At 65.8% G+C, this 21,467-nt stretch carries 18 protein-coding genes; 11 read left to right on the top strand and 7 right to left on the bottom strand.

Going from position 1 to position 21,467, the window contains the following annotated elements; translation table 11 throughout:
* Positions 1 to 68: 68 nt before the first annotated feature.
* The gene (locus ABQY74_RS00150) at positions 69 to 1,127 is read right to left on the bottom strand and encodes an NAD(P)-dependent alcohol dehydrogenase (RefSeq protein ID WP_016901586.1); all 1,059 of its coding nucleotides are present in this window, start codon (positions 1,125 to 1,127) and stop codon (positions 69 to 71) included.
* A 308-nt stretch (positions 1,128 to 1,435) separates the two neighbouring features.
* On the opposite strand from ABQY74_RS00150, the gene ABQY74_RS00145 reads away from it, so the two are divergent.
* From ABQY74_RS00145 to ABQY74_RS00130, 4 genes are all read left to right on the top strand, one after another.
* On the top strand, positions 1,436 to 2,509 hold the full coding sequence (locus ABQY74_RS00145) for a glycoside hydrolase family 5 protein (protein WP_102583013.1): 1,074 nt from the start codon (positions 1,436 to 1,438) through the stop codon (positions 2,507 to 2,509).
* 795 nt (positions 2,510 to 3,304) lie between these two features.
* Complete coding sequence (locus ABQY74_RS00140) at positions 3,305 to 4,294, top strand: glycoside hydrolase family 5 protein (protein ID WP_180971145.1); 990 nt, start codon at positions 3,305 to 3,307, stop codon at positions 4,292 to 4,294.
* 514 nt (positions 4,295 to 4,808) lie between these two features.
* A complete protein-coding gene (locus ABQY74_RS00135) occupies positions 4,809 to 5,870 on the top strand; it encodes a glycoside hydrolase family 5 protein (RefSeq protein WP_026064114.1) in 1,062 nt (353 codons plus the stop codon).
* Positions 5,871 to 6,200: 330 nt separating this feature from the next.
* Positions 6,201 to 6,650 (top strand): PepSY domain-containing protein, encoded by a 450-nt coding sequence (locus tag ABQY74_RS00130; RefSeq protein ID WP_026064113.1) that lies wholly within the window; start codon positions 6,201 to 6,203, stop codon positions 6,648 to 6,650.
* A gap of 361 nt (positions 6,651 to 7,011) precedes the next feature.
* Here the strand turns inward: ABQY74_RS00130 and ABQY74_RS00125 are convergent, their stop codons facing one another.
* Together ABQY74_RS00125 and ABQY74_RS00120 are read right to left on the bottom strand one after the other, a co-directional pair.
* A complete protein-coding gene (locus ABQY74_RS00125) occupies positions 7,012 to 8,808 on the bottom strand; it encodes a M28 family metallopeptidase (RefSeq protein ID WP_349792785.1) in 1,797 nt (598 codons plus the stop codon).
* A 60-nt stretch (positions 8,809 to 8,868) separates the two neighbouring features.
* The gene (locus ABQY74_RS00120; protein ID WP_026064112.1) at positions 8,869 to 9,525 is read right to left on the bottom strand and encodes a hypothetical protein; all 657 of its coding nucleotides are present in this window, start codon (positions 9,523 to 9,525) and stop codon (positions 8,869 to 8,871) included.
* Between the two features lie 97 nt (positions 9,526 to 9,622).
* On the opposite strand from ABQY74_RS00120, the gene ABQY74_RS00115 reads away from it, so the two are divergent.
* Positions 9,623 to 10,921, top strand: a complete 1,299-nt coding sequence (locus tag ABQY74_RS00115; protein WP_349792783.1) for a peptidoglycan DD-metalloendopeptidase family protein — start codon at positions 9,623 to 9,625, stop codon at positions 10,919 to 10,921.
* A gap of 142 nt (positions 10,922 to 11,063) precedes the next feature.
* Positions 11,064 to 12,572, top strand: a complete 1,509-nt coding sequence (locus ABQY74_RS00110) for a S41 family peptidase (protein ID WP_102253093.1) — start codon at positions 11,064 to 11,066, stop codon at positions 12,570 to 12,572.
* Positions 12,573 to 12,776: 204 nt separating this feature from the next.
* Here ABQY74_RS00110 and ABQY74_RS00105 read toward each other — a convergent pair whose 3' ends face one another.
* The 3 genes from ABQY74_RS00105 to ABQY74_RS00095 all read right to left on the bottom strand — a co-directional run bounded on the left by ABQY74_RS00105 (position 12,777) and on the right by ABQY74_RS00095 (position 14,867).
* Positions 12,777 to 13,763, bottom strand: coding sequence for a D-2-hydroxyacid dehydrogenase family protein (locus tag ABQY74_RS00105; RefSeq protein WP_016901575.1), 987 nt, complete (start codon positions 13,761 to 13,763; stop codon positions 12,777 to 12,779).
* Complete coding sequence (locus tag ABQY74_RS00100) at positions 13,763 to 14,083, bottom strand: DUF1820 family protein (RefSeq protein ID WP_016901574.1); 321 nt, start codon at positions 14,081 to 14,083, stop codon at positions 13,763 to 13,765. Before ABQY74_RS00100 ends, ABQY74_RS00105 begins: the two co-directional genes overlap by 1 nt.
* 91 nt (positions 14,084 to 14,174) lie before the next feature.
* Positions 14,175 to 14,867: a rhomboid family intramembrane serine protease gene (locus tag ABQY74_RS00095; protein WP_003482177.1), complete on the bottom strand. Its 693-nt coding sequence runs from the start codon at positions 14,865 to 14,867 to the stop codon at positions 14,175 to 14,177.
* A 217-nt stretch (positions 14,868 to 15,084) separates the two neighbouring features.
* Here ABQY74_RS00095 and ABQY74_RS00090 point away from each other — a divergent pair, with 217 nt between their 5' ends.
* Both ABQY74_RS00090 and ABQY74_RS00085 read left to right on the top strand, forming a co-directional pair.
* Positions 15,085 to 16,425: an outer membrane protein transport protein gene (locus ABQY74_RS00090; protein ID WP_104593064.1), complete on the top strand. Its 1,341-nt coding sequence runs from the start codon at positions 15,085 to 15,087 to the stop codon at positions 16,423 to 16,425.
* A 334-nt stretch (positions 16,426 to 16,759) separates the two neighbouring features.
* The gene (locus ABQY74_RS00085) at positions 16,760 to 17,461 is read left to right on the top strand and encodes a 2OG-Fe(II) oxygenase (protein WP_039518113.1); all 702 of its coding nucleotides are present in this window, start codon (positions 16,760 to 16,762) and stop codon (positions 17,459 to 17,461) included.
* A gap of 96 nt (positions 17,462 to 17,557) precedes the next feature.
* Here the strand turns inward: ABQY74_RS00085 and ABQY74_RS00080 are convergent, their stop codons facing one another.
* Positions 17,558 to 18,652 carry a PA0069 family radical SAM protein gene (locus tag ABQY74_RS00080; protein ID WP_065047675.1) on the bottom strand — a complete coding sequence of 365 codons (1,095 nt, stop codon included), beginning with the start codon at positions 18,650 to 18,652 and terminating at the stop codon, positions 17,558 to 17,560.
* 135 nt (positions 18,653 to 18,787) lie between these two features.
* Between ABQY74_RS00080 and cls the strand changes: the two genes are divergently transcribed.
* The 3 genes from cls to ABQY74_RS00065 all read left to right on the top strand — a co-directional run bounded on the left by cls (position 18,788) and on the right by ABQY74_RS00065 (position 21,370).
* Positions 18,788 to 20,248, top strand: a complete 1,461-nt coding sequence (gene cls / locus ABQY74_RS00075) for a cardiolipin synthase (RefSeq protein WP_349792778.1) — start codon at positions 18,788 to 18,790, stop codon at positions 20,246 to 20,248.
* Between the two features lie 74 nt (positions 20,249 to 20,322).
* The gene (locus tag ABQY74_RS00070) at positions 20,323 to 20,592 is read left to right on the top strand and encodes a hypothetical protein (RefSeq protein ID WP_024939143.1); all 270 of its coding nucleotides are present in this window, start codon (positions 20,323 to 20,325) and stop codon (positions 20,590 to 20,592) included.
* Between the two features lie 10 nt (positions 20,593 to 20,602).
* Positions 20,603 to 21,370 (top strand): pyridoxine 5'-phosphate synthase, encoded by a 768-nt coding sequence (locus ABQY74_RS00065; protein WP_349792776.1) that lies wholly within the window; start codon positions 20,603 to 20,605, stop codon positions 21,368 to 21,370.
* Positions 21,371 to 21,467 lie beyond the last annotated feature (97 nt).

Raw genomic sequence — 21,467 nt, 5'->3', positions numbered from 1 at the left:
ATCACCTGGGCCGACCGTAGCGCTGGCAACCGACCTGCAGCCCTGTGGCAGGGCTGCAGGCCAAGCGATCAGGCCGCCTTGTCCAGCGTGGCCATGTCGATCACGAAGCGGTACTTCACGTCGCTCTTGAGCATGCGCTCGTAGGCCTCGTTGATCTGGTCGGCGCGGATGGTTTCGATGTCCGAGACGATGTTGTGCTTGGCGCAGAAATCCAGCATTTCCTGGGTCTGGCGGATGCCGCCGATCAACGAACCGGCCAGGGTGCGGCGCTTCATCACCAGATTGAACACGCTCGGCGAAGGATGCGACTCCTCGGGCACGCCCACCAGCACCATCGCGCCGTCGCGCTTGAGCGCATTGAGAAAAGGGTCCAGGTTGTGCGGCGCGGCCACGGTGTTGAGGATGAAATCCAGCGTGTTGGCCTGCGCGGCCATCTGCGCCTCGTCCTTGGACACCACTACTTCGCTGGCGCCCAGGCGCAGCGCATCGGCGCGCTTGCTCTCGGAGGTGGTGAACAGCACCACGGTGGCGCCCATCGCCTTGGCGATCTTCACCGCCATGTGGCCCAGGCCGCCCAGACCAACCACGCCCACCTTCTGACCAGGACCGACCTTCCAGTGCGCCAGCGGCGAATACGTGGTGATGCCGGCGCACAGCAGCGGCGCCACTGCGGCCAGGTTGTCGCTGTGCGAGATGCGCAGCACGTATTTCTGGTCGACCACGATGTGGTCCGAGTAACCACCGTAGGTGTTCTCGCCGCCACCAAACATCGGGCCGTTATAGGTGCCGGTGAAGCCCTGCTCGCAATACTGTTCTTCGCCTTCCTGACAGGACGCGCAGCTGCGGCAGCTGTCGACCATGCAGCCGACGCCGGCCAGATCGCCAACCTTGAAGCCGGTGACCGCATCGCCGACCGCGGTGACGCGGCCGACGATCTCGTGGCCGGGCACCGACGGATAACGCGTGTTATGCCATTCGTTGCGAGCGGTATGCAGATCCGAGTGACACACGCCGCAGTAGGCGATATCGATCTGCACATCGTTGGGGCCTGGCGCGCGCCGTTCGAACACGAACGGTGCAAGCGGCTGATCGGCAGTTTGGGCGGCGTACGCGTGGGCTTGGCTCATGGGAGACTCCAGGATGTGACGTCCCCCGCGACAGTACGGAAGACAAAGAAATAGGTGGCTCTAGCTTAAGACAGCTGCCTGTCGCACTCCTGCGACAGTGCGTCTTGCCTGCCGGGTTGCGGACGCGACCGCAGCGGCATGGTGCGCCCTGCAGGTGTTTGCGCACGATCAAATCGGCGTTTGCCGGCGTGAATGGCGCGCTAACGCCGGAGCTTCTACGCTGACCAACCACCATCCTGCCCTGCACCATCCCTGCTGGCCGTGCCCTCCCCCTGCGGCCGCCTACGTCGATGCCGAAGGAGGCTTCCATGTTCCGCTCTCCCCCCAACCTCCCATCCTTGCGCAGTGCCGTACTCGCACTGACCTTGCTGGCCGCACTGCCGCTGGCACACGCCAAGGAGCCTGCGCGCCCCGGAAAGGAATCCAGCGGCTTGAAGTATGTCGGCGTCAATCTGTCCGGCGCCGAGTTCAACTCACGCAAGAAGCCCGGCACCCTGTTCAAGGACTACACCTATCCGGCCGCGTCGGACTTCAGTTATTTCGCCGGCAAGGGCATGAATACGATTCGCCTGCCGTTCCTGTGGGAACGCCTGCAACCACAGCTCAACGGCGATCTGGATGCGGCGCAACTGGCGCTGCTGAAGAAATCGGTGGATGCGGCCAAGGCCAACAAGCAGTACCTGATCCTGGATGTGCACAACTATGCCAAGTACAACGGCAAGCGCATCGGCAGCAGCGAGGTGCCCACCGCCGCGGTCGCAGATCTGTGGCGCCGGCTGGCGCTCGAATTCAAGGACGACAAGTCGGTGATCTTCGGGCTGATGAATGAGCCCAACGGCATTTCCGCCACCGATTGGGCGAGTGCGGCGCAAGGCGCGATCAACGCGATCCGCAAGACCGGCGCCAGGAACCTGATCCTGGTGCCGGGCACCGCCTACAGCGGCGCGCACAGCTGGCGCAGCTCCAACTATGGCGTCTCCAATGCCAAGGCCTTGGAGATCCTCAAGGATCCGGGCAACAACCTGGCCTTCGAAGCGCACCAATATCTGGACAACGACTATAGCGGCACCAAACCGGTGTGCACCAGCGCCACGGTCGGTGAGGAAAAGCTGCGCGGCTTCACCGCATGGCTGCGCGAGAACAAGCAGAAGGGCTTTCTGGGCGAATTCGGCACCGCCAACAATCCGGTCTGCGACCAGGCGCTGGAAGGCATGCTGACCTACATGGAAAAGAACAGTGACGTGTGGCTGGGCTGGACCTGGTGGGCTGCTGGTGCATGGTGGAAGCCGGAATATTTCTTCACCGTGCAGCCGGGCAAGGACGGCAGCGACAAGCCGCAGATGTCGATTCTGAGCAAGTACGCCCGCCGCGCGACCAAGTAAGCCGCGCGGGAAGGTCGATCACGGTGGTCGCAGCGGTTGCTGCGGCCACCGTTTTTTTTTGCGCGCCATCCGCCCTGTCCTGCCACGCGTCACCGATGACATCTACCAACGATTGCAGACCGCGTGCTGCATCCATCGCAGCCACAATCCCAGCTGCTTGTTGCAGCAGGCGCACTGGCTACCCGCTGCTGAAAGCATGACGCAGCCCACACCTATCGCGCGCTGCACATGGCAAGTGCCGAAGTTCCGCAATCGCACCAGGTGACTTTGCATGTGCATGCGTGTTGATCCCGCAGCGGCACGGTTGCGATTGCGCGTGCTTCGCCGCGCGTTGCGTTCTGATAATTCCCCGCGCAGTGCGGCGCATGTCGCAATTGCGATGTGCATCGCTGCCGCGCGTGCGACGCCATCAACCTGCGGCGTTGCGATCGCACCACGGCCGACCAGCGATGCGGGATGCGGCGTACTTCCGCAGCCGTTCGGCGCAGATTGCAACCGGCATGCAACGCGAGTGACCGCGCGGTGTCGCTTTACCACAACAAAGCATGTGCATGTTTGGCAATAACTGCGAAGTCGCTCACAGCTCCAATTAAGTGATAGCTCGCATTCGTAGTTTGAATGTCTCGATGCGCTTAGGGTGAAACGCGATGCAGTGTCGTCATGCACGTGGCAGGTCCACGCCAGGGCAATGCATCTCCCCCGCGAATGTTTCAGGAGTCACCCATGTTGCCCTCCCCCACTCCGACGCGCCGGCTGTCCAGCCGTGCGTTGTCATTGCTGCTGCTTGTCATCGTGCTGCTTGCAGGTGTGCCGTTCGCAAACGCACAGAACCGCCTGAAGTACGCAGGCGTCAATCTCTCCGGTGCCGAAATCAAATCCTCGCAAAAGCCCGGGGTGCTCAATGTCGACTACCTGTATCCGGCCGCCAGCGATTACCGCTATTTCGCCGGTAAACACATGAACATCGTCCGGCTGCCCATCTTGTGGGAGCGTCTGCAACCCAAGGCCGGCGGCGAGCTGGATGCGGCGCAGCTGGCACTGATCCGCCAGGCCGTGGCCAACGCGAAGGCCGCCAAGGTGTACCTGATCCTGGATATCCACAACTACGCCAGGTATTACGGCAACAAGATCGGCAGCGCGCGCGTGCCGATCAGCACCTTCAACGATCTGTGGCGACGCCTGGCGATCGCCTTCAAGAACGACAACAGCGTGATCTTCGGGCTGATGAACGAGCCTTACGACATCAATCCGCAGTCCTGGGCCAATGCCGCGCAGGCATCGATCGACACCATCCGCAAGACCGGTGCCAACAATCTGATCCTGGTGCCCGGCGCGCTATGGAGTGGCGCGCACAGCTGGTATTCCACCGTTGCCGGCCAGTCCAACGCAGTGGCGCTGGCCTCCATTCGCGACCCGCTCAATCGCTACGCCATCGAAGTGCATCAGTACCTGGATACGGACTCCAGCGGCACCAGCGCCGGCTGCGTCAGCAGCACCGCCGGTGCCGACCGCCTGCGCAGTTTCACCCAATGGCTGCGTCTGAATCACAAGCAAGGCTTTCTCGGCGAGTTCGGCACCGGCAACAACGCCACCTGCAACAGCGCACTCAACGGCATGCTGGGCTACCTGGAAACCAACCGCGACGTGTGGGTGGGCTGGACCTGGTGGGCCGCTGGCGCATGGTGGAACCGCAGCTACCCCTTCAACGTGCAGCCCGATGCGCAGGGCCGCGACAAGCCGCAGATGTCAATCCTGAGCGCGCGCGCAAAACGCATCACCCAGTAGCCGGAGCAAGCAGCGTGCGATGGGCAACCGTCGCACGCTGCGCAGCAAACACCCAGCTCACGCATGTACGCCCGGTACATGCCGATGCCAGGCAGCAGCCGCGCCCAGCCGCGGTGAGCACAGTCCTCACGCAATAAAACGCCAGCACTCAGCGCGCGCTCTAGCGCTCGCTACGTGCGCGCGCGCAACAGCGGTGCAGCGTCAGTGATCCGACGTCGCACCGTTGACGGCGAGCGCATCCATTCGCCGATTTTTCGACAGCGCCATGCATGCGATGGCGGTGTCGACAAGCGTGCGCGACCGCTTTGCAACGCGGCGCGTCACAGCGTGCTGTTCCAGAACGTGACCCTTGCGGTAAGTGACTGCGACCCAGCCTACACATTTAATTCACATTCTATGTGGTGAGCATTTCGGCACGGCAGATGCATTGGTTACGACAGGTGTGGCGCACCTCGCGCAGATCGCACGCAAACCGCTGCGACACACCATCCCCGTCGTCGAAGGAGTTGTTTTTATGTCTGCTGTCTCTCAAACGCTGCGCACCGTTTTCCGCTGCGCTCTGCTCTGCATTCTGTTCGGCACATTCGCACCCGTCTACGCACAAACGCGCGCACTGACGTATGCCGGCGTCAATTTATCCGGCGCCGAATTCGCATCGTCCAAAAAACCCGGCGTCCTCAATAAGGACTATATGTATGCCTCGGCCAGCGATTACACCTATTTCGCCGGCGTCGGCATGAACACGATCCGCCTGCCGGTGCTGTGGGAACGCCTGCAGCCAAGCGCACGCGGTGAACTGGATCCGACCCAATTGGCCCTGGTGCAGCAAGCCGTGGCACGCGCCAAGGCATCGGGCATGTATCTGGTGCTGGACATCCACAATTACGGCAAATACTACGGCTACAAGATCGGTGGCGACGAAGTGCCGATCGCCACATTCGCCGACTTGTGGCGCCGCCTTGCGCTGGCATTTCCCAGCGACAACGCGGTGATCTTCGGGCTGATGAATGAGCCAAATGGCGTCTCCGCCAGCGCATGGGCTGCCACTGCACAGGCAGGCATCAATGCGATTCGTGCCACCGGTGCGAACAACCTGATTCTGGTGCCCGGCGCATTATGGACCGGTGCGCACAGCTGGTATTCGCCCACCAACGATGGCTATTCCAACGCAACCGCATTGGTTTCGATCTACGATCCGCTCAATCGCTACGCGTTCGAAGTGCATCAATACCTGGATGCCGATTCCAGCGGCACCACCAATGTCTGCGTCAGTGCCACCATCGGTGTCGAGCGTCTGCGTAGTTTCACCGAGTGGCTGCGCACCAACCACAGGCGCGGGTTTCTGGGCGAATTCGGTACCGCCAACAACCCCGTCTGCAATGAGGCACTGCGCGGCATGCTCCGCTATATCGATGCCAATGCAGATGTCTGGTCGGGCTGGACCTGGTGGGCCGCCGGTTCGTGGTGGAACGTCAGCTATCAGTACAGCGTGCATCCCAACAAGGACGGCACCGACAAGCCGCAGATGTCCATCCTCTCGCCGCAGGCGGTGCGCGCCACACGTGCCATTCCGTAATGTGAGGCAGATGGGTCGAGTCACGCGAGCCGCCGCAAGGCGGCTCGCTTTTTTTGCATCTTTCGTAATGGCTATCTTTGGATGACAGGCCGAACAGGACGGTCTAGACGTGGCACCGTGTACGTCGCTCTGAAGCACACTGCGCGTCCATTGCGCTGCAACGCCGCAAACACCCGTTGATGAACGTGCTTGCGGCATCAGGTGCACCCCCGAGCGCATCATCACCGAAGCTTGAGCTCACTGAACTCTTGCTGCGGCTTCTGACGGCCATTCACCTGGCAGCGATAAAGCCGCGTCCAGCATGGGCGCACTTCACTGCAGGAGCATCACATGGCACATCGACTGATGAAGACCGCGCTGATCGGCGCACTCGCATTGGCAGCGCAGGGCGCGTTTGCGCAGGCCGCCGCCGACAAGCCGGCCAAGGCGCTGACCGCCCGCGAGGTCACCAGCATGCTGACCGACAAGGGCTATACCAAGGTGCACGACGTCAAGTTCGAACATGGCGTGTGGACCGCCGACGCACGCAGCGGCGACGGCAAGGATGTGGATGTGCGTATCGATCCGGTGACCGGCCGCGTGTACGGCGACCAGACCACCTCCAAACTGAGCGAGGCCGATATCCGCGCCGCGTTGTCGACCGGCGGCTATTCCAACGTGCACGACCTCAAGTTCGAAGACGGCTTGTGGAAGGCCGATGCCGAGCAACGCGGTGGGCAGAAGGTGGATCTGCATGTCGACCCGGAAGACGGGCACGTGGTGAGCGTGGATAACGATTGACCAACGCACCCCCGAGTCGGTGACGCGCCGATAATGAGCCGCGTTGATGGCAACGCGTTGTCGGCAGCACGATTGAAAGCCTCTCCCAGGCCGGTGGCATCCTCTCTCAGAAGAGCATCGACCAAGAGACGTACTTCAGCGGGATGCGGCACGTGATCTGACGCATCGATGCACTGCATCGACACGGATCGTGACCTCGTCCGCAACCGCCACGATCAGGACGAACCAACACAAAGGACCTCCAACAGGAGGCCCTTTGTGTTGATCGCGATACGCGGGCGCGCCGCTGCCGCTCACCTTGCAGGCCGTATCGCGACGCCATGCATCGGCTGCATGACATCGCCTGCGGTGCTGGCGTCGTTCAACGCGCCGGCGCCGCCTTCTTGTCCTCGGCAGCGGCGTCCTTTTCAGCGTCAGGCGCCGCTGCCGCGGCACCCGCAGCGGGCTTGCCGGCCATCATGCGATCGCGCGCAGCCTTGAACGGGTTGCCGGCATACCAGTTGGGCCAGCGCTGGCCGGCGGCCACCTCCTTGCCCACGCCATACACCGCCTGCAGGTCTTCGATGGTGCCATCGAGCTTCCAGCTAGCCGCATCGTATTCGTCGCCCGGGGCGTGATAGCGATTGCGCCCGTAGTCTTCGGCGGCCGCGCGCCCGGCCGCAGTACCGCCCTCGCGCAGGTCTTCGCCGCCATCGGCATACAGCGCCGGCACGCCGGCCTTGGCGAAGTTGAAGTGATCCGAGCGGAAATACGAGCCGCTTTGCGGCGTGGCTTCGGCATGCAGGGTGCGGCCCTGCATCGCGGCGATCGGCTTGAGGATGTCTTCCAGCTCCGAACTGCCCATGCCCACCACGGTGATATCGCGTGCGCGCCCGGCCACCGACATCGCATCCAGGTTAATCACCGCCGCAATCTTGTCCAGCGGAAAACTCGGGTTGGCCACGTAGTACTTGGAACCGAGCAGGCCGGATTCTTCCAGCGTCACCGCAACGAACACCACCGACCGCTCCGGCTTGGGATCCTGATGCGCGAACGCGTCGGCAATCTCGAGAATGCCGGCCACGCCGGTGGCGTTGTCCACCGCGCCGTTATAGATGTTGTCGCCACTCTCGCCCGGGTGTTTGCCCAGGTGATCCCAGTGCGCCATGTACAGCACCGCCTCGTCGGCATGGCTGCTGCCAGGCAGCACGCCGACCACGTTGCGCGAGGATTTCTCCGCGATCGTGCTCTTCAGGTCCACCGACCAGCTGGCCTTCAACGGCACCGGCTTGAAGCCACGCTTGCTGGCGTCCTTGTAGGCCTGCGCCAGATCCAGCCCGGCATTGGCGAACAACTGCTTGGCGGTCTCGGCGCTGATCCAGCCCTGCACCGGCAGGCGCGGATCGGGATCGTCCTTGGCCGGCAGGTCGTATTGCGGGCCGGCCCAGGAGTTCTTGACCACGTCCCAGCCGTAGCTGGCGCCCGGGGTGTCGTGCACGATCAGCGCCGCGGCCGCGCCCTTGCGGGCGGCTTCCTCGAACTTGTAGGTCCAGCGGCCGTAGTAAGTCATGCGCTTGCCGTCGAACAGCTTGGCATCGCCGGTGTGGAAGCCGGGATCGTTGACGAACATCACCACCGTCTTGCCCTTCCAGTCCTGGCCGGCGTAATCGTTCCACTGCTGTTCGGGTGCATCCACGCCGTAGCCGACGAACACCAGCTCGCTGTTGTCCAGCTTGACCTCGGCCTGGCCGGTGCGGGTGCCCACCACGATGTCGGTGCCGAAGGCCAGGGTGCGGGTCTGCTCGCCGCTGCGCAGGCTGGGCGCGGTGGCCGCATCGGCAGTGGTTTCCACCATCGGCACGTCCTGGAACCAGCTGTCGCCGTTACCCGGCTGCAGGCCGATGCGCTGCATCTGGTCGCGGATGTAGGTGACGGTCTTCTCTTCACCCGGTGTGCCGGGGCCGCGTCCCTCGAACTCGTCCGAGGCCAGTGTCTTGACCAGCTCGGCAAAGTCGCCGCTGGTCAGCTCCGGCGAGAAGCCGTGGCGACTGGCCGGCGTGCTGGGCGCGCTGTCGACCGGTGCCTGCGCGGCGGGCGCGCTCGGCGCATCGGCGGGTTCACGCTTGCAGCCGGCCAGGGCCAGCGTCGCGGCCAGGCACAACAGGATCTTGCGGGGCATCGGGACTCCTCGTGCGGCGAAGGTCCCCCGATTCTAGGCGCTGGGCCCGTGGTGAGCGCGTCAGTCCTTGGGCGCCACGTCGCTGTCGAAGCTGCGCGCGGTAGCGCCGGTAACGGCACCGATCTTCGCAGTGCGGTGCACGTACAGGCTGACCTCGCGCTCGAACTCCAGCGGGCCATCGACCACCGCATCCGGGCCGATCACCACGCGCGGCTTGCGCGCAGGCTTGAACGAGAAGCTGAAGTTCGGCTTGGTGACCTCGATCCCGCCACGCACATGCGAGCGCACCCCGACGGTAATGTCGCCGTTGACGGTCTCGATGCCCTCGCCGAGCTCGGTTTCCACCAGGCCGATGCTGCCGTTGACGGTTTCCACGCCGCCGCTGATGCGGCTGCCGCGCTCCACCAGCACGCTGCCGTTGACCGTCTCCAGCCCGCCGGACACCACCACCTTCTGGCCCAGCGTGATCGCGCCATTGACCGTGGAGACATCGCCGGTGCGGGCGTTGTCGCCGATCTGGATACTGCCGTTGACCGTTTCCACGCTCCGGGTCTGCGCGCCGGCGCCAACCTCGATGGAGCCGTTGACGGTGTCGAGCCCGCCATAGACCTTGCCGGCCTCGGCGCTGATGCGGCCGTTGACCTTGCTGATGTCCTCGTCGGCCCAGGCGCTTGTGCAGACCAGGGACAATGCCAGAAGAAGATGCTGGGGCTTCATGCTGAACCTTGCGCGGCGGCGGCTGTCTTGGGCGTGGCGGCGATCACACCATGCTTGGCTACAATCGCGCACCTGCCTGAAGTCACTGGACCTTTCGTTGCCCCTGTCGCCCGCCCCGCGATCGCGCCTGCCGTCCGCCCCCGCCACCAGCCGCTCCCGCGCGTGGCTGGCGGCGACCGTGCTGGCCTGCACGCTGCTGGGCAGCACCGCGGCCGGTGCGCAAAGCCAGCGCGAAACCGAGCGCAAACTGCAGCAGCTGCGCGACGAACTCAAGACCATCAGCGCCGACCGCCGCGAGCTGGAGGGCAAGCGCGGCAACGCCGCCCAGCAACTGCGCCAGGCCGATGAGAAGGTGGCCCGGACCTCGCGTGCGTTGAGCGAGACCGAAACGGCGATGCGCGAGCAGGAACGGCACCTGGGCAAGCTGCAGCAGGACCGTGCGCAGCTGCAGCGCGGCCTGCAGAACCAGCGCGTGCAGCTGGCCGCGTTATTGCGCGCCGCCGACCAGGTCGGCCGCAACGCGCCGTTGAAGGTGTTGTTGTCGCAGGACACCGTGGGCGATGCCACCCGCATGCTGGCCGATCATCGCTACGTGCAGAACGCGCGTGCGCAGCGCATCCAGGCACTGACCACGCAGCTGGATGCGCTCACCAAGGTGGAGCAGGACATCGCCAGCCGTCGCCAGGCACTGGATGCGGCGCGTGCGCAGCAAAAGGCGCAGGCCGCATTGCTGCAGAAGGATCGCTCGCAGCAGGCGGCGACCGTCGCGCAGCTGGACGACCGCTACAAACAGCGCGCCGAGCGCGAAAAAGCCCTGGGCCAGGACGCCAAATCGCTGGAGCAGCTGCTCGCCAACCTGCGCGCGGCCGCCGCCAAGGCCGAGGCTGAACGGCGCGCGGCCGCCAAACGCGCCGCCGCCGAAGCCGCCGCGCAGGCCAAACGCAGCAAGACCGAGCGCCCCGAGCGTCCCGGCAAGACCCCGCCCAAGGTCATTGCCAGCGCACCGGCGCCCAAGGTCGGCGGCCTGAGCTGGCCGGTGGCGGGCAACCTGCTGGCGCGCTTCAACGCCACCTTGCCCGACGGCCATACCAGCAAGGGCGTGCTGATCGGCGCGCCCAAGGGCAGCACCGTCACCGCGGTGGCCGATGGCACGGTGGTGTTCTCCGACTGGATGACCGGCTACGGCATGATCCTGATCGTGGACCACGGCAACGGCTACATGAGCCTGTACGCGCACAACGACACGCTGTTGCGTGATGCCGGCGCGTCGATCAAGCGCGGCGAAGCGGTGGCCAAGGTCGGCAGCTCGGGCGGGCAGGGCGTGCCGGCGCTGTACTTCGAACTGCGTCGCAACGGGCAGCCGGTGGATCCGTCGAGCTGGTTGCAGCGGCGCTGAGCGCACGCGCACGCCGCGCGTGTGCCGGTGCATGACCGCCGCCATACCTGGCCCTGCCAAGTCAACGCGGATTTACCGCGGCTTCGCGCATAATCCAGGCTGCTCCGTTGCGGGGCGTCTTATCTCTTTGTCGGAGTGCTTCATGCGCGTAGCCGTCCTGTCCGTTGCCCTGTCGCTGGCGTTGTTCGCCTCACCCGGTTGGGCGCAGAAAGCCAGTCCCACCGCCGCCCAGGCCACTGCGGACGATCCGGAAGCCAACGAAGCCGCCGTCTCCAAGGTGCCGCTGGATGAGATCCGCCGCTTCGTGGCGGTGTACAACGCGGTCAAGCAGGCTTACGTCGACCCGGTCGAGGACAAGAAGCTGATGCACGCCGCGGTGCGCGGCCTGCTCTCGGACCTGGACCCGCACAGCACCTATTTCGACAAGGAAGATGCCGAAGCCTTCGACGAGCAGGCCACCGGCGCCTACGACGGCATCGGCGTGGAATTGCTGCAGCAGCAGGACAACACGCTCAAGGTGATCGCGCCGATCGACGACACCCCGGCCGCACGCGCCGGCATCCGCGCCGGCGACGTCATCGTGGCCATCGACGGCAAGCCGATCGACGCCAGCAAGGCGATGGAGCCGCTGCGCGGCGAATCCGGCAGCAAGGTCGTGCTGACCATCGTGCGCGACAAGGCGCCCAAGCCGTTCGATGTGACCCTGCAGCGCGAGACCATCCGCGTGGCCAGCGTGCGCAGCAAGCTGCTGGAGCCGGGCTATGGCTATATCCGCATCAGCACCTTCCAGGCCGACACCGGTGCCGACTTCCAGAAGAACCTCAAGCAGCTGCAGGCCGGCGGCAAGTTGCGCGGCCTGGTGCTGGACCTGCGCAGCAATCCGGGTGGGCTGCTGACCTCGGCGGTGCAGGTGGCCGACGACCTGCTCGACAAGGGCAATATCGTCAGCACGCGCGGACGCATCTCCATCAGCGATGCCAAGTTCGACGCCACCCCGGGCGATCTGCTCGGCGGCGCACCGGTGGTGGTGCTGGTGGACGCCGGCTCGGCCAGTGCTTCGGAAGTGCTGGCCGGCGCGCTGCGCGACAACCAGCGCGCGCGCATCATCGGCAGCCGCACCTTCGGCAAGGGCTCGGTGCAGACCGTGCTGCCGCTGGACAACGGCGACTCGGTCAAGCTGACCACCGCGCGCTATTACACCCCCAGCGGCAAGTCGATCCAGGCCAGCGGCATCGTGCCGGAAGTGCTGCTCACCCCGGAACCGCAACCGGGCGATGCCGACGTGCCGGCCAGCCTGGCCGACTTCAGCGAAGCCACGCTGCCGGGCCATCTGCGTGGCGATGCCGAAGGCGAGGAGGGCTACAGCGCCGGCGACGTGCTGCCGGGCGATGGCCCGATCGCCTCCGCGCTGGCCGAGCTCAAGCAGCCCGGCTCGGCGGCCAAGGCGCAAGCCGCGCTCAAGGCCAAGGCACAGGCAGCGCAGAAGGCCAGGGCCGCCAAGACCGCGGCCGAGCCCAAGCCGGCGGCCGCGCGTCCGGCCGCGACCGACAAGCCCAAGCCTGCCGACAAGCCGAGCGAACCGGCTGAAAAGGCCAAGCCCGCGCCGCCAGCCGCACCAGCGGCGCCGGCGCCGGCCGAACCAGTCAAGTAATCCGGCCACAGCGCAGCGGGTCAATCACCCGCTGCGCGCCAGGCCCGATCGCTACGCGTCGGCACTGCGACGCCAGCTGCATGCATCCCTGGATCACCCGGCCACTACAGCGCCGGCGGGTTTGGACCCCAAGGCGTTCGTAGGAGCGACCCCGGTCGCGACAAGCCTCGCCAGTTGCACAATCACCACCGCGTCAACCAAGCGCTATCGCGCAATCGCCAACGCTTCGGGATTGACCAGGTTGCGCGGCGCACCGGCGGCAAACGCCAGCACATTGTCGAACGCCGCTTCGAAGTACAGCGCATAGCTGTCGCTTTCCACGTAGCCCAGATGCGGCGTCGCCAGCACGCGTGGATGCTGCAGCAGCGGGTCGCGCGGATCCAGCACCGGCTCGCGCTCGAACACATCCACCGCCGCCTGTGCCGGCCGGCCCGCATCCAGCGCGGCCAGCAATGCGCCGGGCGCGATCAGCTCGGCGCGGCTGGTGTTGACCAGCAACGCATCCGGACGCATCCAGGCCAGATCCTGCGCACTGATCTGGTGGCGGGTCTGCGCGGTCAGGCGCCGATGCAGCGACAGCACATCGCTGCGTTCAAACAGGTCCTGCCGGCTGGCGGCGATGTCGAAGCCATCGCGCGCGGCCTGTGCGCACGAGGCCTCGCCGCCCCACACCAGCACCTGCATGCCGAACGCACGCCCGAAGCCGGCCACGCGCTGGCCGATCCGCCCGTAACTCCAGATGCCCAGCGTACGCCCGTGCAACGCGCGCCCCAGGCCGGGATCGCCCAGTGCCTGCCAGCGGCCCTGGTGCAGCGCGCGCTGGTACTCGCCCAGGCGCCGGCTGGCCGACAGGATCAAGGCCCAGGTCAGTTCGGCCGGCGCCACCGGCGAGCCGACGCCTTCGGCCACCGCCACCCCGAACTCGGTGCACGCGGCCACATCCACATGTGCACCGACCCGGCCGGTCTGGCTGATCAACTTGAGTCGCGGCAGGCGCCGCAACAGCGTGGCGTCCACGCGGGTACGTTCGCGGATCAGCACCAGCGCATCGGCTTCGACCAGCCGCTCGGCCCATTCGTTGGGGTCGGTGGCCAGCGCGCCCAGCACCTGCACATCGTGGCCGTGCAGGCGCTGCAGGCAGGGCAGGTGACGCACGGCGCCCTGGTAATCGTCGGGCACCAGGATGCGCATCAGCGCGGCTTGGTCGGCAACGGGAACGGCGTGACCACCTTGTCGCCGGTGGTGGCATCGCGGATCACCGACTGGCCCTTCTTCTCGACTTCCTCGATGCGCACGATGCTCTGCATCGGCAGGTGCAGCGTCTTGGTGTTGCCGAACTCTTCGCGCAGGCGCTCTTCGGTGGGATCGACCACCAGCCCGTCGTGCACGTCGAACACCAGCTCACCGATCTGGTTGAAGCCCCACAGATGGCTGCCGGTGACCTGGCGGGCGTAGAGCTCGTAGACCTTGCCGTGATTGAGGAAGGTGACTTTGTACAGGGGCTTGGACATGCGGCGATTATAGGCGCGCCACCGCGCAGCGACGCAGTGCGCGGCCGGCGCAACACGGCGCCCCGGTGCGTCTTGCACGATTGCCGCCGCGCTAGAACCCGTGGCGCTTGCGCAGCCGCCGCGCGATCGCCGCGCGCACGTACAGCCCGTAGACGATGCCGAATACGAACCCGGCGATATGCGCCGACCACGCCACCATGCCGAAGGCCGGGCCGATGTAGGCAAACACCACCTGCAGCAGCGCCCAGGCACCGATCAGCAACGGTGCTGGTACCCGGATGAATTCCAGAAACACTCCCAGCGGCAGCACCACGCCCAGCTTGGCGCCGGGGAACAGCGCCAGATAGGTGCCGATCAACGCCGACACCGCACCCGAGGCGCCGATGATCACCCGGTCCGGCGTGCCGATCGCGAAGATCGCCGCCAGATTGGAGGCCGCGCCGCCGACCAGGAATAGCAACAGCAGGCGCCACGGCCCGAGAATGCGCTCGGCCGGCAGCCCGAAGATCAGCAGGAACACCAGGTTGCCGAGCAGGTGCGACCAGTCCGCATGCAGGAACAACGCGGTGAACAGCCGCAGCACGCTGCCGTCGCGCAGCGTCGCCCACCAGTCGCCCAGGTTGGACACGCCGCTGGACAGCGCGCCCCAGTCCAGCCAGAGCGTATTGCGTGCCTCGCCGGGCCGGCTGATCGACCACAGATAGGCCAGCCACACGGTTGCGAACAGCAACGGCACTGCCCAGCGCGGGGTGGGTTTCTTGCGGGAGGGGAGAGAGACGAACATCGGAGTGGCACTCTAGCGGGTTCACGCTCCTGAACCCATCCCTAACCTGTCCAGCCGATCAAAACGTGCTTCGTTATTGTTCGGTTAATTGTGGTGGGTATACTGCGTACGGCGTCGTATGTCGGGGGGGGGTCTCCGGCGCGCTCCAGCAGCCACTTGGCGCTGGGCGCGGGCGCTGTACCGACCACTGCAGTCTTTATCCGGAGAGCACCACCTTATGTCTACCGCTTCCACTCTCAGCCGCGCCACCCTGTTGGCCGTCGGCATTGCCGGCGTACTGGCCGTTGGCCAGGCCCATGGCGCCGCCTTCCAGCTGAAGGAAAACAGCGCCAAGGGTCTTGGCCGCGCCTTCGCCGGTTCGGGCAGCGCCCCGGACGATGCCTCGATCATCGCCAACAACCCGGCCGGCATGCGCCAGCTGGACGGTCGCCTGTTCCAGGCCGACGTCAGCGCCATCAGCTTCTCGGCCAAGTTCCAGCCCGACACCGCCACCTACGCCAACGGCGCCCCGGTCTCCGGCGGCAATGGCGGCGACGCCGGCATGATCGCGCCGGTCCCGGCGCTGTACTTCCACGTGCCGTTCGGCGAGAACGACAACATGCACCTGGGTACCTCGCTGACCGTGCCGTTCGGCTTCAAGACCGAATACGACCGCGACTGGGTCGGCCGTTACCACGGCACCAAGACCGAGCTGCAGGCGATCGACTTCAATGTCGCGTTCTCCTATGACGTGAACCCGTATGTGTCCTTCGGTGCCTCGGTGTTCGCCGAGCGTCTGGATATCGATCTGGCCAATGCGGTCGACTTCGGCAGCGTGCTGGCCGCGCGCCGCGTGCCGGGCTTCGCGCCGGGCAATGCCGATGGCTACTCGCGCATCAAGGGCGACAGCACCGAAGTGGGCTTCACCCTCGGCGGCTTGTTCAGCATCGACGAGAACACCCACATCGGTTTCAGCTACCGTTCGCAAGTGGATCACAAGATCACCGATGGCGATGCCGACTTCACCGTGCCGGGTCCGGCTGCGGCAGTCCTGGGCGTTGCCGCTCCGGGCACCTTCGTCGACACCAAGGGCCGCGCCACCGTCAGGCTGCCGGCCAGCGCCACCGCCAGCTTCACCCACAACGTGAACGAGCAGTGGTCGATCATGGCCGACGTCACCCGCACCGCCTGGAGCAAGTTCGACCAGGTGACCGTGGACTTCGCCTCCAACCAGCCCGACAGCGTGCTGGACTTCTCCTACCGCGACACCACCTTCGCCTCGATCGGTGCCGACTACCGCATGAGCGAGACGCTGACCCTGCGTGGCGGCCTGGCGTACGACCAGACCCCGACCACCGCCGAGCACCGCGACGTGCGCGTGCCGGATGCGAGCCGCAAGTGGGTCTCGCTGGGTCTGAGCTGGCGTCCGTCGCAGCAGGCCGAATACAACTTCGGTTACACCCACCTGTTCACCAGCGACCCGACCAGCGACACCCGCAGTGCCACCGGCGACCGTCTGGCGGGCAGCTACAAGGTGAAGGGCGACGTGCTGGCTGCTTCGGTCAACTACAAGTTCTGATCGTCGTAGCACCACGCATGTAAAGAAAAACCCCGCTACGGCGGGGTTTTTCTTTGCTGCCTTGCACGCGCCACTACGTGCGTTGCAGGCCGGCGGCTGACTGCGGCTGCGCAAGTAGATTCCCGCAGACGATCTAGGCAAGCGCATCACCCAGCGCCATCGCAGTGGCGTACTGGCGTGGCGAGCGCGTGGTGCATGCTGAGGCACTGTCTTTCTGGGCGACGCAGCGCCGGGGCATGCAACGGTGATGCCTCAGCGGAACGCGCCGATCCAGGCCGCATACCCCGCCAGACGCGCTGTGCAGGCGGCAGCGCAGATTGCTATGGTCGTGCGCATGAGCCAACCCGACTTCATCCAGATCACCGACAACGCCGTCTCGCGCGAGGATTGCGCGGCGATCGTGCAACGCATGCGCGACAGCCAGCAGCTGCATCCCGGCCGCATCGGTGGCGGCGTGTTTCCCGAACTCAAACACAGCCGCGACCTGCGCATCAGCGGCGTGGCCGAATGGGCGGCGGTGGAAAACCGCCTGCAGCAGGCCGTGTTCGAAGGCGTGCTGACCTATCTGCGGCACTATCCACAAGCCCTGATCTCGCCGCTGATGCTGCAGGTCACCACCGCCGACGGCAGCCCGCACCGGCTGGTGGCCGAGGATATCGCGCAGATGAGCGACCAGGCGCTGGGCGACCTGGCCCGCACCTGCCTGCGCCCGGGCGCAATCAACCTGCAGTGGTACACCGCCGACCAGGGCGGCTATCCCTACTGGCATTGCGAGCTGTATCCACGCGATGCCAGCGCCGACACGCTGCACCGGCATCTGCTGTGGACGCTGTACCTCAACGACGAGTTCGAACAGGGCGAAACCGAATTCCTGTTCCAGCAGCGCAAGGCCCGCCCGCGCACCGGCAGCCTGCTGATCGCCCCCACCGCCTTCACCCACACCCATCGCGGCAACCGCCCGGTCGGCGGCGACAAGTTCATCGCCACCAGCTGGATCCTGTTCCAGTCGGCGAGTGCCTTGTACGGCGGGGAATAGGGAATCGGGAATGGAGAATCGCAACAGCAGAGCGGCGCTATTGCGAATCGCTGTCGCCGTTACGATTCCCGATTCCCCAATCCCGATTCCCCGCCGCTAGAACAGACTGCCTTGCGGCGACTGCGGCACCGGCTTGGCCGGCGGAGCGGGGCGGCGGAACTTGGTCGTGTCCAATGCCGGCATGTCGCGTGCGTCGAAACCGCTGCGGCGGTGGGCCAGGGCGAAGCGGCGTGCCAGCAACTCTGCATAGACACCCTGGCCGCGCAGGCGTGTGCCGAAGGCGCTGTCGTAATCCTTGCCGCCGCGCAGTTGCTGGATCGTGCTCATCACGTGCCCGGCGCGTTGCGGGTAATGGGTCTGCAACCAGTCGCGGAACAGCGGCGCCACTTCGTGCGGCAGCCGCAGCAATACGTAGCCGGCACTGTGCGCGCCGGCAGCGGACGCAGCCTGCAGAATCGCTTCCAGCTCATGGTCGTTGATCCACGGGATCACCGGCGCGGCCATCACCCCGACCGGCACGCCAGCCTCGTGCAGCGCCCGCATCGCGCGTAGGCGGGCGTGCGGTGCGGACGCGCGCGGTTCCAGCCTGGCCGACAGATGCGGGTCCAGCGTGGTCACCGAAAAATGCACGTTGACCAGGCCCTCGCGTGCCAGCGGTGCGAGCAGATCCAGATCGCGCGTGACCAACGCATTCTTGGTGATCAGCGTGAACGGGTGCCGGGTTTCCCACAGCACCTCGATCAGGCGCCGCGTCAGTGCGCGTTTGCGCTCGATCGGCTGGTAGGCATCGGTGTTGATGCCCAGTGCGATCGGGCTGGGCACATAGCCCGGGCGCGACAGTTCGCGGCGCAACAGCTCCGGCGCGTTGGTCTTGGCGAACAGCTTGGTCTCGAAATCCAGCCCGGGCGACAGATTAAGATAGGCATGCGAGGGCCGCGCAAAGCAGTAGCTGCAACCATGCTCGCACCCACGATACGGATTGACCGATTGCGAAAAGCCGATGTCCGGCGATTGATTGCGGCTGATGATGCTGCGCGCGGTTTCCTCGGTGACCTGGGTGCGCAGCGCCGGCGCGGCGAACTCCTCGCCGTCGTCGGCGTACCAGCCATCGTCCACCGGTTGTTGGGTGGTGATTTCGAAGCGTCCGGGCAGATGGCCGGTCGCACCTCGGCCCTTGATCGCAGTTGCCATCGCGTCATCGTACGGCCGGCGGGTCTCAATCGATGCGACCAGGGGCGCGCCACGATGAAGCTTTCAGACCCGGCGCGGCGATCGTGTTGGCCGCATGGTCATCGCGGCGGTGCGTGCGCCCCGTAGAATCCGCGCATGCTCGCATCCGTACAGGGCGCGTGGGATCGGCTGGCCACCATTCCCCACCTCGAAGCGCTTCTCTTCGCCGCCTACGTGCTGTACCTGCTGTGGATCGCCAGCTGGATCGTGCTGCAGAAGCGCGAGCCCGTGGCCACGCTCAGCTGGGTGCTGTCGCTGGCGGCGCTGCCGTATCTGGGCCTGCTGATCTACTACTGGCTCGGCCCGCAGAAGGTCAAACGCCAGCGACTGCGGCGCGGCCGTTCGCGCTCGGGCATGGAGAGCTATAGCAGCGTCTGCCCGCCGGATGCGGACTGCACCGAGCTGGCCAAGATCGCCCAGTCCACCACCGGGCTGGCCCCCAGCAGCGCCACCGAGGTGCACTGGCTGGTGGATGGCGCGGCCACCTATGCGGCCATCATCGAGGCCATCCGCGGTGCGCGCGACCATATCCATCTGCAGTACTACATCTTCCAGCCCGACCACAGCGGCACCGCGATCTGCGATGCGCTGATGGAGCGCGCACGCGCCGGGGTCAAGGTGCGCCTGCTGATGGATGCGGTGGGGTCGTCGGCGATGACCCGGCGCAGCTTGCGCACGCTGCGCGCGGCCGGGGTGGAGACTGCCTGGTTCCATCCATCCCAGCTGCTCAAGCCGTTCAAGCGGCCGTGGTTGAACCTGCGCACCCACCGCAAGGTCGTCGTGGTCGACGGCAGGATCGGCTTCACCGGCGGCATCAACGTCACCGACGAAGAGAACGAGCAGGTCCGCAGCGATGCCTACCGCGACCTGCACATGCGCCTGCAGGGCCACGTGGTGCGCAGCCTGCAGCTGGTGTTCCTGGAAGACTGGCTCTACGCCACCGGGCAGGGCCGCGCTGCCTTCCACGGCCAGCAGCTATGGCCCGAAGACGTGCCGAGCCGCGCGCAAGGCGATGTCGACGCGCAGGTGCTGGTCTCCGGGCCGGATTCGTCTTGGGAGTCCATCCACCGGCTGATGGTCGCTGCGATTCACGAAGCCCGGCATCGGGTCTGGCTGGTCACGCCGTATTTCGTCCCCGGCGAGGCCGCGCGTATGGCGCTGACCTCGGCCGCACTGGGCGGCCTGGACGTGCGCCTGCTGGTACCGCGCGTCAGTGACTCGCGGCTGGTCACCTACGCGGCGCGTTCGTATTTCGACGAGCTGCTCGAGGCCGGCGTGCGCATCTACGAATACGGCCCGCGCATGCTGCACACCAAGGCGCTGCTGGCCGACGACGATGTCTGCATCGTCGGCAGCGCCAATTTCGACAGCCGCAGCTTTCGCCTGAATTTCGAGCTGTCGATGCTGTTCCGCGACCAGGCGGTGGCCGCCGAGCTGGCCGGCTTGATCGACGCCGACCTGCAGCAGGCGCAGGAAGTGCGCTTCGTCCGCCACCGGCCGCTGTGGCGCTCGCGGCTGCCCGAAGCCTGCGCAAGGCTGCTGTCGCCGCTGCTCTGAGCCGCATCGCCGCGCCCACGTGGAACCATGCCGGGCGCGGCGCTACACTGCCGCCACTGATCGGGGAGCTCGTCATGCACTGGCTGTTTCTGCTTATGGCATTGGGTGCGCTGGTGCTGGCCTTCAGCACGCCGCACGTGTGGTTGCTGGTGGCCTCGCTGCTGGTGGCACTGCTGTTGCTGTTGCTGTGGACGCGCGGCTGGTTCGCCTCACGCATGGGCGATACCCAGCGCGACACCAGCAGCCTGATCGACCCGGCCGAGCTGCGCCGCCTGCGCGAGATTGCCGAAGCCCGCAAGGCGGCCGCCCTCAACGCCACGCGCGACGGCGAGCCGCAGGCCTGAGACCGACGCAGTGACCACCCAGCTCAGCGTCAACGTCAACAAGATCGCGGTGTTGCGCAACTCGCGCGGCGGCCACGATCCGGATGTGGTGCAGGCCGCACGCACCTGCATTGCCGCCGGTGCGCACGGCATCACCGTGCACCCGCGCCCGGACCAGCGGCATATCCGCGCTGACGATGTGCTGGCGCTGAGCGCGCTGACACGCGAGCACGGCGTCGAATTCAATATCGAAGGCAACCCGTTCGCACCGCCGCGCGACGGTTATCCGGGCCTGCTGCAATTATGTCGTGCCACGCGCCCCGAACAGGTCACCCTGGTACCGGATGGCGATGGACAACTGACGTCCGACCACGGATTCGATTTTGCCCAGGACACCACCCAACTGGCCACGCTGATCGCCTCGTTCAAGGCGATCGGTGCTCGCGTCAGTCTGTTTGTCGATGCCGACAATCCCGCTATCGCGCAGGCGGCAACACTCGGTGCAGACCGCATCGAGTTATACACCGGCCCGTATGCGCAAGCGCATCTGAGCGGCAAGCCGGATGCTGCATTCAAGCTGTTTTCCGATGCAGCGCAGCGCGCCGCCTCCGCAGGTCTGGGCATCAATGCCGGCCACGATTTGTCACAGGCCAATCTCGGTGATTTTCTGAGCGCTGTCCCCGGCGTACTCGAAGTGTCGATCGGCCATGCATTGATCAGTGAGGCCTTGTATCAGGGCCTGGACACAACGGTGCGCGCCTATCTGGACATACTGCGCGGCGCATCGATCAGCGCTTGAGATAATCAAGTCGATTATGTGGATGCGTTGATTGGTTACCGGATATTGAATCGGGGCAGGGTTTCTGCCCCGATTCAATTGTTATCGATGACTTACG

Origin of the sequence: Xanthomonas sp. WHRI 7064 (genome assembly GCF_040202355.2) — a bacterium.
Classification (GTDB): Bacteria; Pseudomonadota; Gammaproteobacteria; order Xanthomonadales; family Xanthomonadaceae; genus Xanthomonas; species Xanthomonas arboricola.
The sequence above is the reverse complement of the archived record's forward strand: the minus strand, read 5'-3'. Positions and strand labels throughout refer to the sequence as shown.

What these genes read in the sequence shown, in the direction of transcription:
- ABQY74_RS00150 (WP_016901586.1), bottom strand. Translation starts at nt 1,127, where the DNA reads ATGAGCCAAGCCCACGCGTACGCCGCCCAAACTGCCGATCAGCCGCTT.
- ABQY74_RS00145 (WP_102583013.1), top strand. Translation starts at nt 1,436, where the DNA reads ATGTTCCGCTCTCCCCCCAACCTCCCATCCTTGCGCAGTGCCGTACTC.
- ABQY74_RS00135 (WP_026064114.1), top strand. Translation starts at nt 4,809, where the DNA reads ATGTCTGCTGTCTCTCAAACGCTGCGCACCGTTTTCCGCTGCGCTCTG.
- ABQY74_RS00130 (WP_026064113.1), top strand. Translation starts at nt 6,201, where the DNA reads ATGGCACATCGACTGATGAAGACCGCGCTGATCGGCGCACTCGCATTG.
- ABQY74_RS00125 (WP_349792785.1), bottom strand. Translation starts at nt 8,808, where the DNA reads ATGCCCCGCAAGATCCTGTTGTGCCTGGCCGCGACGCTGGCCCTGGCC.
- ABQY74_RS00120 (WP_026064112.1), bottom strand. Translation starts at nt 9,525, where the DNA reads ATGAAGCCCCAGCATCTTCTTCTGGCATTGTCCCTGGTCTGCACAAGC.
- ABQY74_RS00110 (WP_102253093.1), top strand. Translation starts at nt 11,064, where the DNA reads ATGCGCGTAGCCGTCCTGTCCGTTGCCCTGTCGCTGGCGTTGTTCGCC.
- ABQY74_RS00105 (WP_016901575.1), bottom strand. Translation starts at nt 13,763, where the DNA reads ATGCGCATCCTGGTGCCCGACGATTACCAGGGCGCCGTGCGTCACCTG.
- ABQY74_RS00100 (WP_016901574.1), bottom strand. Translation starts at nt 14,083, where the DNA reads ATGTCCAAGCCCCTGTACAAAGTCACCTTCCTCAATCACGGCAAGGTC.
- ABQY74_RS00095 (WP_003482177.1), bottom strand. Translation starts at nt 14,867, where the DNA reads ATGTTCGTCTCTCTCCCCTCCCGCAAGAAACCCACCCCGCGCTGGGCA.
- ABQY74_RS00090 (WP_104593064.1), top strand. Translation starts at nt 15,085, where the DNA reads ATGTCTACCGCTTCCACTCTCAGCCGCGCCACCCTGTTGGCCGTCGGC.
- ABQY74_RS00085 (WP_039518113.1), top strand. Translation starts at nt 16,760, where the DNA reads ATGAGCCAACCCGACTTCATCCAGATCACCGACAACGCCGTCTCGCGC.
- ABQY74_RS00080 (WP_065047675.1), bottom strand. Translation starts at nt 18,652, where the DNA reads ATGGCAACTGCGATCAAGGGCCGAGGTGCGACCGGCCATCTGCCCGGA.
- cls (WP_349792778.1), top strand. Translation starts at nt 18,788, where the DNA reads ATGCTCGCATCCGTACAGGGCGCGTGGGATCGGCTGGCCACCATTCCC.
- ABQY74_RS00070 (WP_024939143.1), top strand. Translation starts at nt 20,323, where the DNA reads ATGCACTGGCTGTTTCTGCTTATGGCATTGGGTGCGCTGGTGCTGGCC.